The organism is Streptomyces sp. APSN-46.1, from assembly GCF_022815725.1.
In the GTDB taxonomy this organism is placed as follows: domain Bacteria; phylum Actinomycetota; class Actinomycetes; order Streptomycetales; family Streptomycetaceae; genus Streptomyces.
This window is the reverse complement of the sequence record NZ_JALGRF010000002.1, coordinates 138,890-155,433: the sequence shown is the minus strand read 5'-3', so window position 1 is coordinate 155,433 and position 16,544 is coordinate 138,890. Positions and strand designations below refer to the sequence as shown.

Below are 16,544 nucleotides of genomic sequence, written 5' to 3'. Positions count from 1 at the left end.
TCGGCGTCCACAGCCCGGACCGGGTCGGAGCCGGATCAGCCGAGCTTGACGTTGTCGACGGTCCAGAACCAGTTGTTGCTACCGCTGTAACGGAAGCGGATCTGGACGTCGGTGGCGCCGGCCGGGACCTGGAGGGTCAGGGCCTCGGACCGGGCGACCGCGTCGGCGGTGTAGCTCTTGACGACGGTGGGCGCGGCGCCGTTGTAGGAGACCAGGACCTGAGCGGTCTGGCCGGCCTCGTGGCGGTAGTGCGTCTGGAAGGACAGGTTCTTCGTGGTGCCGCCCGTGACCGCCCACTTGGGGGTGATCAGCGTGGAGTCGAAGGAGCCGGTGTGGCTCTTGTCGTCCCACTCGTCGGAGTCGGCGACGGCGAACACGTCACGGGAGCGGACGTTCAGCTCGCGCCACTGGTCGCGCTGCGCCTGGCTCCAGAACTCGTCGGTCGCGAAGGCCCATCCGGCCCACTCGGTGACACCGCCGGTGCCCATCTTGGAGTTGTCCACGGACCAGCCGGCCGGCGGGGTGTGCGTGAAGCCCTTCGCGCCCGCCGGGATGCCCGTCTCGTCCACGCGGGCCCGGAGGTTGGGGCGCAGGGTGTCGAAGGGGTCGTCGTCCGGGGCGCCCAGCGGGACGCCGTCGATGCCGGTGGCGCTGACACCGACGTGCGCGAGCGCGGTCGCGGCGACGTCGACGAGCCTCACGTCGTCGCGTACCGAACCGGCCGGGATGCCCGCGCCCTTGGCGAGGACGAAGGTACCGCGCTCCTGGAGGGTGGAGCCGCCGTGACCGCCGGCATCGGTGTGGCCGTGGTCGGTGGTGACCAGGATCTTCCAGTTCTCCTGGGCGTACGTCGGACGGTTCTGGACGGCGGTGAGGAGCCGGCCGACCAGCGCGTCGGACTCGGCGATGGTGTCCAGGTACCGCTGGCTGGCCGCGCCGTAGGTGTGGCCGGCGTGGTCGATGTCGCCGAAGTAGACGAAGGCGGCATCCGGGTTCTGGTCGCGCAGTTCGGCGGAGGCCGCGGCGGCGATCTTCGGGTCCTCGGTGTGGTAGCCGTCGCGGTCGCCCTTGAGGGAGAGCCGCTTGTCGACCTTGGCGGAGAAGATCGGGCCGTTCTGGTCGGTGGAGGTGATGGGCTCCCAGTCGGCGGCCGCGTAGGTGTTGAGCGCCGGCTCGGCGTTCTCGATCCGGGTCAGGAAGTCCGGGTACGCGGTGTAGTTCTTGCCGGTGAAGGAGTTGTCCTTCACCCCGTGCTTGTCGGGCCAGACGCCGGTCGCGATGGTGGACCAGCCGGGGCCGGAGGAGGTGGCGGCCATCGGGTTCGCGTACAGGGTGCTCTTGGCGGTCAGGCCCTGGGCCATCAGGCCCTTCAGGTACGGGGCGTTGGCGGCCTTGACGCGGTCGAGGACGGCGCCGTCCAGGCCTATGACGAGGACCTTGTCGGTGGTGGCGGGGGCGTCCGCGGGGGCGTCCGCGGCGCCGGCCGGAGTGGCCAGGGCGGAGGCGGCGATCAGGGCGGCGCAGGCGGCGGTCACGGTGATGACGCGGCGGCCGGGCAGGGCAGGGGACACGTACTCCTCCTGGGAGCAAGTGAGCGGCGAAGGGTGCGGGGCACGAGCGGGGGTCTGAACCGAAGGGCATTGCGGTCCAGACCCGTTATCCATTCGTCACTGTCCTGGTCGTGGGTGACCAGAAGGTGACCGATCAGCTGCCGGTCGCCGACTTCCACGCGTCCACGTAGCCGGTGAGGTTCTTGTCGATGTCGGCCCAGTCGGGCTCGAAGATCTCGACACCGGTCATGAGCTTGGTGAGCTCGACGGCGTTGGCGTCGGTCGGCTTGACGTCGGCGCGCGCCGGGAAGCCGCCGCCGACCTCGCTGACGAGCTTCTGGGCGTCCTCGCCGAGCAGGTGGTCGAGGAGCTTCTTGCCGTTCTCGGTGTGCGGGGCCTTGTCCACCAGGCCGGCCGCGTACGGGAGGGAGAAGCTGGTGGGCTTGCCGCCGTCCTTCGCCGGGAACCAGATGCCGAGGTTCGGCATGGACTTGGACTGCGCGAAGTTCATCTGGACGTCGCCGTTGGCGACGAGGAGTTCGCCCTTGTCGGTCTTCGGCGCGAGCTTGCTGGTGGAGGAGGACGGGCCGACGTTGTTGGCCTGGAGCTTCTTCAGGTACTCCATCGCCGGCTCCTTGCCGCCGAAGTCGTGCATCGACTTGATGAGCACGGCGGTGCCGTCGCCCGCCACGCCCGGGGTGGAGTACTGGAGCTTGCCCTTGTACGTGGCGTCCAGCAGCTCCTCCCAGGTCTTGGGGGCCTCGGCGAGCTCCTTCTTGTTGTAGATGAACCCGAAGTAGTTGTTGACCACTGAGGTCCACTTGCCGTCGGAGGCCTTGTCGCCGCCCTTGACCTGGTCGGAACCCTGCGGCCGGTAGGCCTGGAGCAGGCCCTTGCCGTCGGCCTGCTGGATGAACGGGGGGAGGGTGATCAGCACGTCGGCCTGGGTGTTGCTCTTCTCGCGGACGGCGCGCTGCACCATCTCGCCCGAGCCGCCCTCGACGTACTTGACCTCGATGCCGGTCTTCTTGGTGAAGTCGGCGAAGACCTTGTCGTACCAGCCATCGCCCTTGTCGCCCTTGAGGCCGTCGGCGCTGTAGACGGTGACGACCTTCTCGCCGCCGCCCTTGGAGCCGGTGGCGGCGGAGGAACCGCCGCAGGCGGTGAGGGCGGCGGCGAGGGCGAGGCTGCCGGCGACGGCGGCGGAGGAGGAGAGGCGGGGGTACGTGGTGCCGGTCATGGAACTTCCTTACGGGGAAAGGGAGTCAGCGGTGGGTGGCTCTGGTGCGGATGCGGGAGACGGCCAGCAGGACCAGCAGGGTGGTGGCCATCAGGACCACGGCGACGGCGGAGCCGCTGAAGAGCGAACCGCGGTCGGTGGCCGTGAAGATGCGGACCGGGAGGGGCATCCAGTCCGGCGGGTAGAGCATCATCGTGGCGCTCAGCTCCCCCATGGACAGGGCGAAGCAGAGCCCGGCGGCCGCGGTGAGGGACGGCAGCAGGAGCGGCAGCTTGACCCGCCACAGCACGTACGCGGGACGGGCGCCCAGGGAGGCGGCCGCCTGCTCATACGCGGGATCGAGACGGACGATCGCAGCCGAAACCGACTGATGGGCGAACGCCGTGACAAGAACGGTGTGCGCCAGGATCACGATGGAGCTGGTGCCGTTGAGCAGCAGCGGGGGCTTGCTGAAGGCGACCAGCACGGCGAGGCCGACGACCACGGACGGTACGGCGACCGGCAGCATGAACAGGGCGTCCAGGGCGCGCTTTCCGCGCTCTTTCAGCCCGGCGGCGGCCAGCGCCGCCCAGGCGCCGACGGTGAGTGCGAGCACGCTGGCGACCAGGGCGGTGACCAGCGAGGTGGTCAGCGCCTGGAGGGATTCGCCGCGCACGGCGGAGGCGTAGTTCGCGGCCGTCGGTCCGGAGGGGAACGCGCCGGACCAGTGGGTGGCGAAGGACGCCGCGACCACCACGAGCAGCGGCAGCGCGAAGAGCGGCAGGAAGAGGAGGCCGAACAGGCCCCAGGCGGCCAGGCGGCCGGTCTTGCTATGCACCAGCACGCTTGCTCACCACCCGGTAGAGGCCGAACAGGCCGACGGAGATCGCGATGTTGACGACGGCGACCACGCAGGCGGCCGCGTAGTCGGATTCGAGGATCGCCTTGCCGTAGATGAGCATCGGGAGCGTGGTGACGTCCTTGGCTCCGGTGAACAGGACGATCCCGAACTCGTTGAGGCACATGACGAGGACGAGGCTGCCGCCCGCGGCGAGGGCGGGCAGGGCCTCGGGGAGGATGATCCGCCGGATGATCCGGGCGGGCTTCGCACCGAGGGAGGAGGCCGCCTCCAGCTGTGCGGTGTCCAGCTGGGAGAAGGCGGCGAGCAGCGGCCGCATCACGAAGGGCGTGAAGTACGTGATCTCCGCGAGGAGTACGCCCCAGGGGGTGGCGAGGAAGTGGAAGGGGCCGTCGGCGGCGCCGACGCCGGTCAGGCCGGTCCAGACCCCGTTGGCCATGCCCACCGTCCCGTAGATGAAGAGGAGGGCGAGGGTGATGAGGAAGGAGGGGAAGGAGAGGAAGACGTCGATGAACTTCGAGACGGCCTTGGCCCCGGGGAAGGGCACGAAGGCGATGACCAGCGCGAGCGTGAACCCGAGGACGAGGCAGCCGGCGGTGGCGCCGAGGGCCAGCCAGACCGTGGTCCCGAGAGCCTCGCGGAAGCCGTGCGAGGCGAAGACGGAGGCGTAGGCGTCGAAGGCGCCGCCGCCGTTCTCGGGGGTGAGGGACTGCTGGACCACCAGCGCGAGGGGATAGAGGAAGACCAGCCCGAGCACGACCACGGGCGGCCCGGCCCACACGCCGCGCGGCACCCGGGCAAGCCGCGACCCCTGCGGGGCAGCTCGGAGGGGGCGGGAGCCGGACCCCTGCGGGGTGGCCCGGGGGTGCGGGGTGTTGGGCCCCGGCGGGGCGGCCCGGGGGGTGCCGGACCCCGGCGGGGTGTCTTCCTGGTGGGTGCCGGGTGTCGGGGTGGCTTCGCGCTGGGGGGCGGGGGGCTGCGCGTCCGGGCCGGAGGGCCCGGCAGCGGGCGGCCCCTGCGGGGCTGGTCCGCTGACCGCGTCTTCCCCCCGCACTGCCCTGTGCGGCTCCGCCCCGTGTTCCAGCCCCGCCGGCGTTTGAGGCGCGGGGGCCGGGGCAGAGCCCCGGGCCTCCCCGGAGGGGGCCTCACGGGTGACCGGGGCCGCTTCGCCCTGGCGGGCGGGGGGCGGAGGCGTGGACGGTGCTGAGGCCTCGGCCGGGAGGCGCGTGGGCGGGCCGGGCTCGGCGGAGGGTCGGCGGGCGGCCGGGATGGGCGTCGTTCGGTGCGTCGCGGGACGCGAGTCCTCAGGCATCCGACACCCCCGCGGCCAGCAGCACCGCGTCCCGGGGCTCGAAGTGCAGGGTCACCTCGTCGCCCAGCGCCGGGGTTTCGCGCAGCTCCGGGAGGTCCGCCTTGACGCGGTGGCCGCCGATGTCCACGTACAGCCGGTGCGTGGAGCCGCGCCACTGGACCTCGGCGATCGTGCCGCGCAGGGAGTTGGGGCCGTCGCCGAGGCCGAGCAGGTGGGGCCGTACGCACAGCGTGGCGGTGGAGCCCGGCGCCGCGCGGCCCCGGTCGAGGGCCAGCGGGCGGCCCTCGAAGACCGCCCCGGCCTCGGCCACGGTCACCGGCAGCAGGTTGGCGTTGCCGACGAAGGACGCGGTGAACTCGGTGCGCGGGGCCCGGTACAGCTCCTGCGGGGTGCCGCAGTCCTGGAGCCGGGCCCGGTCCATGACGGCGATCCGGTCGGCCAGGGTGAGCGCCTCCACCTGGTCGTGGGTGACGTACAGAATCGACACGTCGGGCAGTTCGCGGTGCAGCCGGGCCAGTTCGGTGAGCATCCCGGAGCGCAGCTGCGCGTCGAGCGCCGAGAGCGGCTCGTCGAGCAGGAGCACCCCGGGGCGGATGGCGAGCGCGCGGGCGATCGCGACGCGCTGCTGCTGGCCGCCGGAGAGCTCGCGCGGGTAGCGCTTGGCGTAGGCCGCCATCCCGGTCATCTCCAGGGCCTCCAGGACCCGCCCCGGAATCCCGGCCTTGGGGGCCTTCCCCGCCTTGAGCCCGAACGCGACGTTGTCCTCGACCCGCATGTGCGGGAACAGCGCGTACTGCTGGACGACCATGCCGATGCCGCGCTGGTGCGGCGGGAGCGCGGTGACGTCCCGGCCGCCGATCAGCACCCGGCCCGCGACGGGCCGTACGAACCCGGCGACCGCGCGCAGCGCCGTGGTCTTGCCGGAGCCGGAGGGGCCCAGCAGCGCCATGACCTCGCCCGGCTCGACGGTCAGGTCGAGGGAGTCCAGGACGGTGGTGCCGGCGTAGGCGACCGAGACGGAGTCGAAGCGGATGCCGCTCACGCGCCGGACTCCCGTTCCAGCAGTGCGGGGAGGTCGGCGATGGAGTCGAGGACGTGGGTCGCGCCGTGCGCGTCGAGGGCCTCGCGGCCGTGGGCTCCGGTGAGGACGCCGGCCACGGTCCCGGCCCCGGCGCGGCGGCCGCTGAGCATGTCGTACGCCGTGTCGCCGGCCACCACGGTGTCGCGGACGTCGGCCACGGCGCCGGTGCGCAGGAACGCGGCGAGCACCATGTCCGGGTACGGGCGGCCCCGTCCGCCGGCGTCGGCGGGGCAGAGCGTGAGGTCCGCGAGGCCCTGCCAGCCGAGGGCGTCGAGGATGGCGTCCTGGGTGACGCGGGCGAAGCCGGTGGTCAGGACGACGGTGCGGCCGTCGGCGCGGAGCTTCTCGATGGCGGCGCGGGCGCCGGGGACCGGGGCGATCAGGCCGCCGTCGACGAGCTCCCCGTACGCCTCCTCGAAGGCGGAGTTGGCGCGCCGGGCGAGTTCCTCCGTACCGAAGAGGTGGCGGAAGACCGAGATCTTCGACTCCCCCATGGTGTCGCGGACGTACTGGAGTTTGGCGGTGTGGTCGGCGGTGCCGGGCTCGACGCCGAGGCGTCCGGCGGCGCGCTCGAAGGCGCGCTCGACGAGGCCGCCGTCGGCGACGGTGGTGCCGGCCATGTCGAGGACGATCAGGTTGTCGCGGGTGCGGTCGCGGTCGCGGTCGCGGTCACCGGTGCGGTCGCCGGTGCGGTCGCGGTCTCGGGTGCGGTCGGTGCTCATGGTGGCTACCAGCCCAGTTCGTCGGCGGTGGTCTCGGCTATGGCGGGCGAGCAGGTCATGCCGCGGCCGCCGGGTCCCGTCACCAGCCAGACGCCGTCGGCCACCCGCTGGCGGTGGACGACGCGGGTGGTGTCGGTGCACTGCGCGTACACGCCGGCCCAGCGGCGGTGGATCTTCGGCAGCGGGCGCCCGAGGAAGGATTCGACCACCTCGGTGAGGTGCTCGTAGGGGTCTTCGAGGGTGTCGAAGGCGAAGGGGTGCTCGTATTCGTGGGTGTCGCCGATGGTCAGTCCGCCGTCCTGGCGCTGGACCATCAGGAGCTGCATCTTGTGCGCGGCGGCGACCGGCGCCTGCGCCTGCTCGGCGTTGAGCGCGTCGAGGGCTTCGCTCTTGTACGCGGGGTAATAGCGGAAGCTGTCGGCGTCCGCGACCGAGGTGGTGAGCGGCTCGCCGAGCGGGGCGGTCTGCATCATCTGGAGCCGGACGCGGCGCACGGGCAGGTCGGGGACCAGCTCGCGGACCAGGCCGGACAGCCAGGCGCCGGTGGCGAGGACGACGATGTCGCCGCGGTGGACGTCGCCGCGGTCGTCGCGGACGGCGCCGTTCCCGACGACCTCGCGGACCTCGCGCCCGGGCAGGAAGGTGTAGCGGCCGGGCGCTTTGGCGCGCAGGGCCTGGCGGAGGTGGAGCTGGGCGGTGCGCGGTTCGACGGCCGCGTCCCGCTCGCACCACAGGGCCGCCTCGAAGGCCCCGCGCAGGGCGGGGTTGATCTCCCGGGCCTCGGCGGCGGTGACCAGTCCGTAGCCGCGGGCGGCGGCGTCGGGGCGGGCGGCGGCCGCCTCGGCGACCGCGTACTCACGGGCGCCCCGTAGGGGGGTGAGGGAGCCGATGGCGCGGAAGCCCAGGCCGGGCACCTCCGCGCCGATGCGCTCCCAGAGCTCGCGGGCCCGCAGGGCGGTGTCGAGCTCCTCGCCCCCGGCCCGTCCGCTGACCCAGATCTGGCCGAAATTGCGCAGCGACGCGCCGCGGGCCTCGGCCTCTCGCTCGATCTGGACGACCTCGTGGCCGCGTTCGACTGCTTGCCAGGCGTGCATGGTGCCGACCACGCCGCCTCCGACGACTATGACTCTCACGCCGTCCAAGGTGGTCGCGGCCCGTGGCCCGGAGGGGTCGCGATGTCAACGGGCCGGTGAACAGCCCTCGACGCTTGGACTAGACCCGTTACCTTCTCGTGATGCTAGTGCGCCCCTTTTGGGAGCGTTGGATGGATATTGATTGGCGCTACTCGGGCCTACTCGGGCCTCAGGCGGGTCGTGAAGCTGAACCGGTCGCCACGGTAGAGCGAACGCACCCGCTCCAGGGGACGGCCGTCCTGGTCCCGCGAGAAGCGGTGGATGAGCAGCATCGGCAGGGCCGGCGGGGTGCCGATCAGCAGGGCCTCGCGCGGGGTCGCCAGTACGGTCTCCAGCTTCTCGTCGGCGTCCCCGAAGGAGATGCCGAGGCTGTCGTGGAGATAGCCGTAGAAGGAGGAGTCCGGCTGGAAATCGCTGTCCAGGCGGGGCGCCCGGGCGACCCGGATGTACGTGCTCTCCAGGCCGACCCGTTCGTCGTCGGCCAGCAGCACGCGCTCCAGGTGCCAGACGGGCTCGCCGGCTTCGGCGCCGATGCCGCGGGCCAGGTCGGGCGGGCACGGGAACCGCTCCAGGCCGATGAGGTGACGGCCGGGCGTGCGCCCCTGGCGGCGCACGCCCTCGGTGTAGCTGGCGAGCGACAGCGGCTGCTCCAGCTTCGGCCCGGCCACGACGGTGCCCCGCCCGGCGCGGCGGAGCCGGCCTTCGAGCAGGAGCTCGCGCAGGGCCTGGCGTACGGTCTCGCGGGAGACCTCGTACCGCTCGGCGAGATCGCGCTCGGTGGGCAGGAGCCCGCCTTCGCCGAGCTCGTCGAGCAGCTCCGCGATGCGGGCTTTGACTGCGTAGTACTTGGGGACGCGGCCGTGCTCGGGGATGCCGGAGCGGACGGGCGATCCGGGGCGATGGGGCGGCGGGATCTGTTCTTCCACGCTCGGACTGTACGTCGGCCGGTGAGCCGGCCGTCCTGCGCGTCCGCCGGTCGGCCTGTACGCCGGGCTGGTCGGCCTGTTCGCCGGCCTGCGTGCCATGTCTGCCGGTCAGCGCAGGCGGCGGGCCCCCAGCAGGAGTCCGCCGCCGGCGACGAGGGCGACCGCGGCCGCGGTCCCGTACGCCCTGTACGTCTCGTACGTCCACCCGCGCGGGCCGGTGTCCGCGAGGGTCCCGGCTTCGCCCGACTCCTCGCCCGACTCCTCGTCCGATCCCTCGATCGAGAAGCGGTAGCCGCCGGCCTCGCCGACCCAGTCGCCGTCGTCTCCGTTGCGCTGGACGAGTGCGGCGTCGGCGACGACCTCGCCGTGCGGGGCGTCGGGGGCGAAGGCGAGCCGCACCTTGACGGTCAGCGAGCCGCCGGCGCCGACGGAGAACCCGGAGAAGGCGTCGCCGCCGTCGAACACGGCGATGATCTCGTCGCGGTCGGTGTGCTCCAGGCTGACGGGGAAGCTTCCGCCGGGGGCGTCGAACTCCATCCGCAGGTGGGCGGGGCGCAGGGTGCGGGCCTTGTCGGTGAAGACGACGACGGGGTGGATGGCCGTGCAGGCGGAGCCGGTGGTGTTGGTCAGGTCCAGGAACCAGGTCTGCGGCCCGCCGCTGGTCCGGTAGACGGCCGGGCCGCCGCGGATGCGGGACCCGATGGGGAACGCGGTGCTCTTTCCGTCGCCGCAGGTGGCCTGGGCGCGGGAGGGCAGCGCGGGTGCGGGCCGGGCACCACCGCCGGCGTCGATGTCCGCGGCGGCGGTGGGCGCGGCGGTGGCGAGGAGGACGGCGGAGAGGGCAAGGGCTTTGCGCAGTCGCATGGAAGACCTTCGCTGCTCGCCAGACGGTCGGGACGGGTCGGGACGGGACGGGACGGGATGACGATCGGACGAGGCGACAATCGGCCCGCCCCTGCCCGCACCCTCCCACGCGCGCGCGGCCCTTCCCCGCCCGCCGCGCGCCGGTGCCCCCCGGTTTACGCCCGATCGGCGCACGGGGTCAACCACACCACGGCCCCACCCAACACATGCCCCGCCGGCGATTGAGGCGCGGGGCACGGGTCAGAGCCCCGAACCCCGGGGTCGAGGCCCGCCACCCACCCCAAGCCCGTCAGCACCCAGGGCGCGGGGCGGAGCCCCGGATCCAGCCCCGCCGGCGATTGAGGCGCGGGGCGGAGTTCGGCATCACGGGCATCACGGGCATCACGCCGGGCGGCCGAAGAAGGGGCCCCACACCAGTTCCGCCGCGCCCTCCGCCACCCCTCCCGCGGCCAGCGCCACCGCCGGGGCCTCCGCTCCCCCCAGCGCCCGCGCCGCCAGCACCCCCCGTACCCCGGCCAGGAACACCTCCGCCGCGCCCCCCACCACGCGGCCGCCCAGCAACACCCGGTCCACATCGAGCAGCGCGACCAGGTTCGCCGCCGCCTCCCCCAGCACCCGCGCCGCCTCGGCGACGTCCCCCCGCGCCACCGCCCCCAGGCACAGCACCTCCACGCACCCCCGCCCCCCGCACCGGCACGGCGGCCCGTCCAGCGCCAGCACCTGGTGCCCGAACTCCCCCGCCGCCGACCGCGCGCCCCGGTACACCTCGCCGTCCAGCCGCAGCCCCGCCCCCAGGCCGGTCCCGACGTGCAGGTAGACCGAGGTCCCGGAACCGCCGGCCGTGGCCGCGCCCGCGTTGGTGTCCTTGTCCACCACCACCGGCACGCCCAACCGCCCCTCCAGTACCTCCCGCAATGGGAACCCCTCCCATTGCGGAAACCCCGTCACCCGCCCCAGCACCCCGGTCCGCCAGTCGAGGGGCCCCGGTGCGGCGACCCCCACCCCCAGGAGCGCCGCGGCCGGCTCCGGCGCGACCCGCGCGACCGCCCGTACGACCGCCTCCACCACCACCGCCGGCCCGGCTCCGAAGTCCAACGGCACGCGCCATTCCGCCGCGAGACGGCCCGCCAGGTCCACCCGTACCGCCCGCAACGCGTCGCGATCGACATGCACCCCGACCACATGGCGCGCCTCCGCGACGAGCCTCAGCAGCGTCCGCGGTTTGCCGCCGGTGGACACGCCCCGCCCGGCCTCCGCGACCAGGCCCTCCGCCCGGAGCCGCGCCGTGATCTTGCTGACGGCTTGCGGGGTGAGGCCCGTACGGTCGGCCAGCTCGGCCCGCCCCCACCCGGCCGGTCCCGCGCCGCGCAGCAGATCCAGTACCAGCGCGTCGTTGTGCCCGCGCAGCGCCGGCAGGTTCGCGCCACCGCGGCCGGCACCGCGCCCGGCACCACGGCCGGCACCGCGCCCGCCGCCCCGCCCACCGTCGCGGCCGGCACCGCGCCCGCCACCGCCACCGTCCCCACCGTCCCGCCCCTCACCGTTTGCCCTGTTCACCCGCCCATTGTCCACCCTCCTTGCACTTAGGCAACACTGTTGCCAAAGTGGTCCCATGCACCCCTCCACCCCCCTCCGCGTCGGACTCATCGGCTACGGACTCGCCGGTTCCGTCTTCCACGCCCCCCTGGTCTCCGCCACCGACGGGCTCGTCCTCGACACGGTCGTCACCTCCGACCCCGGCCGCCAGGCCCAGGCCCGCGAGGCGCACCCCGGTGTCCGGATCGCCACCACCGCGACCGAGCTGTGGGAAGGGGCGGGCCCGCGCGTCGATCTCGTCGTCATCGCCTCCCCCAACAAGACCCACGTCCCCCTGGCCACCGCCGCCCTCACCGCCGGCGTCCCGGTCGTCGTGGACAAGCCGCTCGCCGCCACCGCCGCCGAGGCCCGCGAGCTCACCGATCTGGCCGAGCGGACCGGAACCTTCCTCTCCGTCTTCCAGAACCGCCGCTGGGACAACGACTTCCTCACCCTGCGCCGGCTCATCGCCGACGGCGAACTCGGCGAGATCCAGCGCTTCGAGTCCCGCTTCGAGCGCTGGCGTCCGCAACTCAAGGGCGGCTGGCGCGAGTCCGGCGCCCCGGAGGAGATCGGCGGCCTGCTGTACGACCTCGGCAGCCACGTCGTGGACCAGGCACTCGTCCTGTTCGGCCCGGCGGTACGGGTCTACGCGGAGGCCGACGTCCGCCGCCCGGGCGCCGAGACCGACGACGACACCTTCATCGCCCTCACCCACGCGAGCGGGGTCCGCTCCCACCTCTACGTCAGCGCGACGACCGCCCAGCTCGGGCCGCGGTTCCGCGTCCTCGGATCCCGCGCGGGCTACGTCAAGTACGGCCTGGACCCGCAGGAGGCCGCCCTGCGCGAGGGGCTGCGCCCGGGGGGCGGGCAGCCGTGGGGCGAGGAGCCGGAGCACATGTGGGGCCGGCTCGGCTCCGGGGAGTCCCCGGCGACCGGCGGCGGAACGCCCGTACCGACCCTCCCGGGCGACTACCCGGCGTACTACGCGGCGGTGGCGGCCGCCCTGCGCGAGGGCGGACCGGCTCCGGTCACCGCGCACGAGGCGGCGCGGTGCCTGGCGGTTCTGGAGGCGGCGCGTACGTCGTCCCGGGATGGGGTGACGGTAGACATTGCTGCCGATATGTCCGATTCACAATAAGCGGGAAGTTCACGACAAATGCGCGTGCATCAGGAAAGCGCAATATCTGTCTTTTTTCGGAACTGGGTCATGTCGTCCGCGAAGTGTCGGCACGATGGGGGGCCATGAAGGCAGACGCGGGGCGCAGGTATCGTGCGTACCCCACCAAGGTCCAGGACGAGATCCTGACCGGGTGGGGTCATACGGCGCGTGCTCTGTGGAACGTGGCCTTGGAGCAGCGCGTGTACCTGTGGGAGCAGCGCCGGTACACCCTGCGCTCGGCCGAGCAGTGCAAGCACTTGACCGCTGCCCGCACGGATCTCGACTGGATCGGTGACCTGCCGGCGCAGGCGGGGCAGCAGATCCTGCGCAGCCTCGACCGGGCGTACGACAACTTCTGGAACCCGGGGCATCCTGCTGGGTTTCCGGTGCGGAAGAAGCGCGGCCACCGCCTGTCGGTCCCGTTTCCGGGGCAGGCGGTCGAGGTCCGCAAGCTGAACCGCAAGTGGGCCGAGGTGCGTCTGCCGAAACTCGGCTGGCTGCGGTTCCGGCTCTCCCGAGCCATCGGGGGCACGATCCGTAACGCCACCGTCTCCCGGGACGGCAACGGCTGGCACATCTCCTTGGGCGTCCATACCGGCCGCAAGCCGGACGCGCCGAACGGGAAACCCGCGTGCGGGGTGGACTTCGGCGTCGCCGCCTCCGCGTTCGTGTCCACCGAGACCACACCCAGGCTCATGCCGCAGACGCTCACCGCCAACGAGAAGAAGCGTCTCAAGGCACTGGAGCAGCGCAAGGCGCGCCAGTTCACCTACGCGAAGAAGCACAACGGAGAGAAGTACAGCAACCGCCTGCGCGCGACGATCGCCCAGATCGCGACGCTCACCACCCGCCGGGCCAACCGGCGAAGGGACTTCACGCACAAGCTCACCACCGACCTCGCCAAAAACCACGGCCTGATCGGCATCGAGGACCTGTGCGTGAAGAACATGAGCAAGTCGGCGAAGGGCACTGCCGAGGAGCCGGGTAAGAACGTCCGACAGAAGGCTGGGCTGAACAGGTCGGTCTTCGACAATGCCCCGGGCGAACGGCGGCGGCAGCTTGAATACAAGGCCCGCAGCTACGGATCCGTACTCGTCGCCGTGCCGCCGTTCCACACCTCCCAGACCTGCGCCGCCTGCGGCCAGGTCGATGCCGAATCCCGTAAGGGATGCGGCCGACTGTTCGCCTGCACCCACTGCGGGCACGAGGACGACGCCGACCACAACGCCTCGGTCGAGATCGAGGCCCGAGCCCGCCGGACGGGCGGCTCGGACATCAACAGCACGCGCAGCACCCCCAGGGTGCGAGTCCCGGCCACCGGCCGTAGGCGGATGCGTGAAGCCCCAAAGCCCGCTCACGCGAGCTGAAGGGAATCGCCCCCGATTCACGGGAGCGAGTATCGTCAAGCGCCCTTGAACTCCTGGCGCTGCCGCCCCAGGCCCTCGATCTCCAGCTCCACGACGTCACCCGCCCGCAGGTACGGCTTCGGCTCCGGCTGGCCCATGGCCACGCCCGCCGGCGTACCGGTGACGATGACATCGCCCGGGTGCAGGGTCATGAACTGGCTCAGGTACCGCACGACCTCGCCGACCGGGAAGATCTGGTCCGCGGTGTTCCCGTCCTGCTTGAGCTCCCCGTTGACCCACAGCTTGACGCCCAGTACCTGCGGGTCGGGGACCTCGTCAGCGGTGAGCAGCCAGGGGCCGAGCGGGGTGAAGGTCTCGCAGTTCTTGCCCTTGTCCCAGGTGCCGCCGCGCTCGATCTGGAACTCGCGCTCCGAGACGTCGTTGACCAGCACGTACCCGCCGACGTGCGCGAGACCCTCCTCGGCGGAGGACAGGTAGCGGGCGGTGCTGCCGATGACGACGCCGAGTTCGGCCTCCCAGTCGGTCTTCACGCTGCCGCGCGGGATGAGCACGGTGTCATCCGGGCCGACCACGGTGTCCGCGGCCTTCAGGAACAGGATCGGCTCGGCCGGCGGCTCCGCGCCGATCTCCGCCGCGTGACCGAAGTAGTTCAGCCCGATGCCCACGATCTTGCCGATCCGGCCGACCGGGGAGCCGGTGCGCAGCCCCTCCGCGTCGAGCACCGGGAGCTCGCCGGATTCCGCCGCTTCCCGTACCCGGGACAGCACGGAGTCGTCCGCGAGCACCGCGCCGTCCACATCCGTGATCAGGCCGGACAGGTCCCGCAGGATCCCGTCGCGGTCGAGCAGCGCGGGGCGCTCCGACCCGACCGGTCCGACACGCAGCAGCTTCATGGGCATTCTCCCGTGGTCGAGGGTGGTCGGCCCATGGGCATGCCCCGGGCCGGCCGATGGGTTGCGGCCATCGGAGGATTGGTCGATCCTCCAAGATAACCGGACAATGCGCAAGACCCTGTTCACAGACTGGAACGCACCCCCTCATTCGGCTCACGCGCCGCCCGCTCCTTGCGGTACTGGAGCCAGGCGCGCTCCGCGACCGACCACGCGGTGGTGGTCAGCAGGTAGAGCCCGGCCGCCAGCGGCACCACGGCGGCGGTGATCAGCGTCCCGAACGACAGCAGGGGCAGTACGCCGCCCAGCTTGCGCATCGCCTCCAGCTGCTCGGGAGTCACCGCGGCCTTGCCGGCCGACGTCAGAACCGGGGCCGGGGCCGGAGCCGCCGGCGACGCGGCGGCCGCGGCCCGCCGGCCCCGCACCGCGCTCCACGCGGCCACGACCCCGATCGCCGCGAACAAGCCGAGGAACACCAGCCCCTGCGCCCCGAACAGTCCGCCCTCCTCCAGCGCTCCCGTCCACCGGGCCCCGAGCGGCGCGGCGAACAGCCGGTGCCCGAGCAGCTCGTTCGCCGCCCCGCCGACCTTCGCCGAGGAGGAGGCCTGGTACATGACGAAGAACACCGGCAGCTGCAACAGCACCGGCAGACACCCGGCCGCCGGGGTCGCGCCGAGGAAGGCCGCACGACTCAGGGGGTGCAGGGCGAGCCGTACGAGCACGGTGAACAGCACGATCGCCGCAGCGGTCGCGGACTCGGCCAGTACCGGCTCCAGGAGCCGGCCCAACTCAGCAACAATGACCGCGACCGGCCCGAGGCGTCGGGATCGCGCTGCGGCAGGAACGCCGTGCGCTGCTCGCGATCACGGATCGCGGTGCGTATGCGGTGCCGCGGCACAGGCCGTACGAGCCGTGCGGCCAGGGCGCGGTGCCCACGGCGACGGTGGCGGCGAGCACCACCACGGCGGCGGCCAGCCCGCTCTCCCCGAGAACCAGCCCGAGGAACCCGCCGACCAGCAGCAGGCTCACCTCTAGCGCTTCAGGGTCCCCCACACCACGAGCCGGTACTTGGAGCTGTACTCGGGCGTACAGGTGGTCAGCGTGATGTACGCGCCGGGCTCGCTGTATCCATAGTCCGGCTTCACCACGCTGCGCGGCACCGCCGCGATCACCCCGGTATCCCGCTCGCTCGTCTCACCGAGCGTCTTCCCCACAACGTAGACATACCGCTTCCCCCTGACATCGACGATCAACTCGTCCCCCTCCCGCAACCGGTTGATGTACCGGAACGGCTCCCCATGGGTAAGACGATGCCCGGCCACCGCAAAGTTCCCCTGCGCCCCGGGCATCGCGGTCCCGGGGTAGTGACCGGCGTACCCCTTGTCCAGCACGGCCCGCTTGTCGATGCCCTGCGCGACGGGCACGACCAGCCCGAGGCGCGGGATGCGCAGCACGGCGTACGCGGACTGCGACCGAGGCGGCGGCGGCTCGACCGCGGGCGCGGGCGCGGGCGCGGGCCGGGCAGACGGCATGGCGGGACCGGTCTCAGCCGGAGCGACGACAGCCCCGTCAACCGGCACCCCACCGGGATCCGGAGACACACCGGCATCCAGCGGCGCACCCACCTGCTCAGCAGTATCGATGGTGGTGGCCCACCGCTCCTCCAGGGCCTGAACCTGCTCCCGCGCGGCAGCGGCCGCCTGCCGGTTGGTCCACCACACCTGGTGCACCACCAACAGCATCACCACCACACCCACCGTGACGGCCAGTTCGGCGGCGGCCCACAACACGCCCGCGAGCCCGGCCCCGCGAGGCCTCCGGCCGCCCCCCTGCACCACCACACGTATGTGATCCCGCACGGGCGGCACCTTAAGTCCTCCCCCG

Annotated in this window: 15 protein-coding genes and 1 pseudogene; 2 read left to right on the top strand and 14 right to left on the bottom strand. The window is 72.6% G+C overall.

The window, feature by feature from the left end; translation table 11 throughout:
- Positions 1-35: 35 nt before the first annotated feature.
- From MTF65_RS07300 to MTF65_RS07255, 10 genes are all read right to left on the bottom strand, one after another.
- Entirely contained in the window at positions 36-1,571 is a 1,536-nt protein-coding gene (locus MTF65_RS07300) for an alkaline phosphatase family protein (protein ID WP_243627483.1), read from the bottom strand.
- Positions 1,572-1,704: 133 nt separating this feature from the next.
- Entirely contained in the window at positions 1,705-2,790 is a 1,086-nt protein-coding gene (locus tag MTF65_RS07295) for a 2-aminoethylphosphonate ABC transporter substrate-binding protein (protein WP_243627482.1), read from the bottom strand.
- Between the two features lie 25 nt (positions 2,791-2,815).
- On the bottom strand, positions 2,816-3,613 hold the full coding sequence (locus tag MTF65_RS07290) for an ABC transporter permease (RefSeq protein WP_243627481.1): 798 nt from the start codon (positions 3,611-3,613) through the stop codon (positions 2,816-2,818).
- The gene (locus MTF65_RS07285; protein WP_243627480.1) at positions 3,600-4,421 is read right to left on the bottom strand and encodes a 2-aminoethylphosphonate ABC transporter permease subunit; all 822 of its coding nucleotides are present in this window, start codon (positions 4,419-4,421) and stop codon (positions 3,600-3,602) included. The genes MTF65_RS07290 and MTF65_RS07285 overlap by 14 nt, the downstream gene beginning before the upstream one ends.
- 511 nt (positions 4,422-4,932) lie before the next feature.
- The gene (locus MTF65_RS07280; protein WP_243627479.1) at positions 4,933-5,982 is read right to left on the bottom strand and encodes an ABC transporter ATP-binding protein; all 1,050 of its coding nucleotides are present in this window, start codon (positions 5,980-5,982) and stop codon (positions 4,933-4,935) included.
- On the bottom strand, positions 5,979-6,641 hold the full coding sequence (locus MTF65_RS07275) for an HAD family hydrolase (RefSeq protein WP_243628602.1): 663 nt from the start codon (positions 6,639-6,641) through the stop codon (positions 5,979-5,981). The genes MTF65_RS07280 and MTF65_RS07275 overlap by 4 nt, the downstream gene beginning before the upstream one ends.
- A gap of 107 nt (positions 6,642-6,748) precedes the next feature.
- Positions 6,749-7,876: a TIGR03364 family FAD-dependent oxidoreductase gene (locus tag MTF65_RS07270; RefSeq protein WP_243627478.1), complete on the bottom strand. Its 1,128-nt coding sequence runs from the start codon at positions 7,874-7,876 to the stop codon at positions 6,749-6,751.
- A 158-nt stretch (positions 7,877-8,034) separates the two neighbouring features.
- Positions 8,035-8,802, bottom strand: coding sequence for a GntR family transcriptional regulator (locus MTF65_RS07265; protein WP_243627477.1), 768 nt, complete (start codon positions 8,800-8,802; stop codon positions 8,035-8,037).
- Positions 8,803-8,910: 108 nt separating this feature from the next.
- The gene (locus MTF65_RS07260; protein ID WP_243627476.1) at positions 8,911-9,666 is read right to left on the bottom strand and encodes a hypothetical protein; all 756 of its coding nucleotides are present in this window, start codon (positions 9,664-9,666) and stop codon (positions 8,911-8,913) included.
- A gap of 381 nt (positions 9,667-10,047) precedes the next feature.
- On the bottom strand, positions 10,048-11,223 hold the full coding sequence (locus tag MTF65_RS07255; RefSeq protein WP_243627475.1) for an ROK family transcriptional regulator: 1,176 nt from the start codon (positions 11,221-11,223) through the stop codon (positions 10,048-10,050).
- A gap of 55 nt (positions 11,224-11,278) precedes the next feature.
- On the opposite strand from MTF65_RS07255, the gene MTF65_RS07250 reads away from it, so the two are divergent.
- Together MTF65_RS07250 and MTF65_RS07245 are read left to right on the top strand one after the other, a co-directional pair.
- Positions 11,279-12,382 (top strand): Gfo/Idh/MocA family oxidoreductase, encoded by a 1,104-nt coding sequence (locus tag MTF65_RS07250; RefSeq protein WP_243627474.1) that lies wholly within the window; start codon positions 11,279-11,281, stop codon positions 12,380-12,382.
- A 104-nt stretch (positions 12,383-12,486) separates the two neighbouring features.
- Complete coding sequence (locus MTF65_RS07245) at positions 12,487-13,770, top strand: transposase (RefSeq protein WP_243627473.1); 1,284 nt, start codon at positions 12,487-12,489, stop codon at positions 13,768-13,770.
- 35 nt (positions 13,771-13,805) lie between these two features.
- Here MTF65_RS07245 and MTF65_RS07240 read toward each other — a convergent pair whose 3' ends face one another.
- The 4 genes and pseudogenes from MTF65_RS07240 to MTF65_RS07225 all read right to left on the bottom strand — a co-directional run bounded on the left by MTF65_RS07240 (position 13,806) and on the right by MTF65_RS07225 (position 16,519).
- Positions 13,806-14,663 carry a fumarylacetoacetate hydrolase family protein gene (locus tag MTF65_RS07240; RefSeq protein WP_243627472.1) on the bottom strand — a complete coding sequence of 286 codons (858 nt, stop codon included), beginning with the start codon at positions 14,661-14,663 and terminating at the stop codon, positions 13,806-13,808.
- Between the two features lie 122 nt (positions 14,664-14,785).
- Positions 14,786-15,448 carry a YidC/Oxa1 family membrane protein insertase gene (locus MTF65_RS07235; protein ID WP_243627471.1) on the bottom strand — a complete coding sequence of 221 codons (663 nt, stop codon included), beginning with the start codon at positions 15,446-15,448 and terminating at the stop codon, positions 14,786-14,788.
- 14 nt (positions 15,449-15,462) lie between these two features.
- A pseudogene (locus MTF65_RS07230) lies at positions 15,463-15,713 on the bottom strand (DUF6412 domain-containing protein); the annotation flags it as partial.
- Positions 15,692-16,519 (bottom strand): class E sortase, encoded by an 828-nt coding sequence (locus MTF65_RS07225; RefSeq protein ID WP_243627470.1) that lies wholly within the window; start codon positions 16,517-16,519, stop codon positions 15,692-15,694. The gene MTF65_RS07225 and the pseudogene MTF65_RS07230, both read right to left, overlap by 22 nt.
- Between the last annotated feature and the right edge of the window lie 25 nt (positions 16,520-16,544).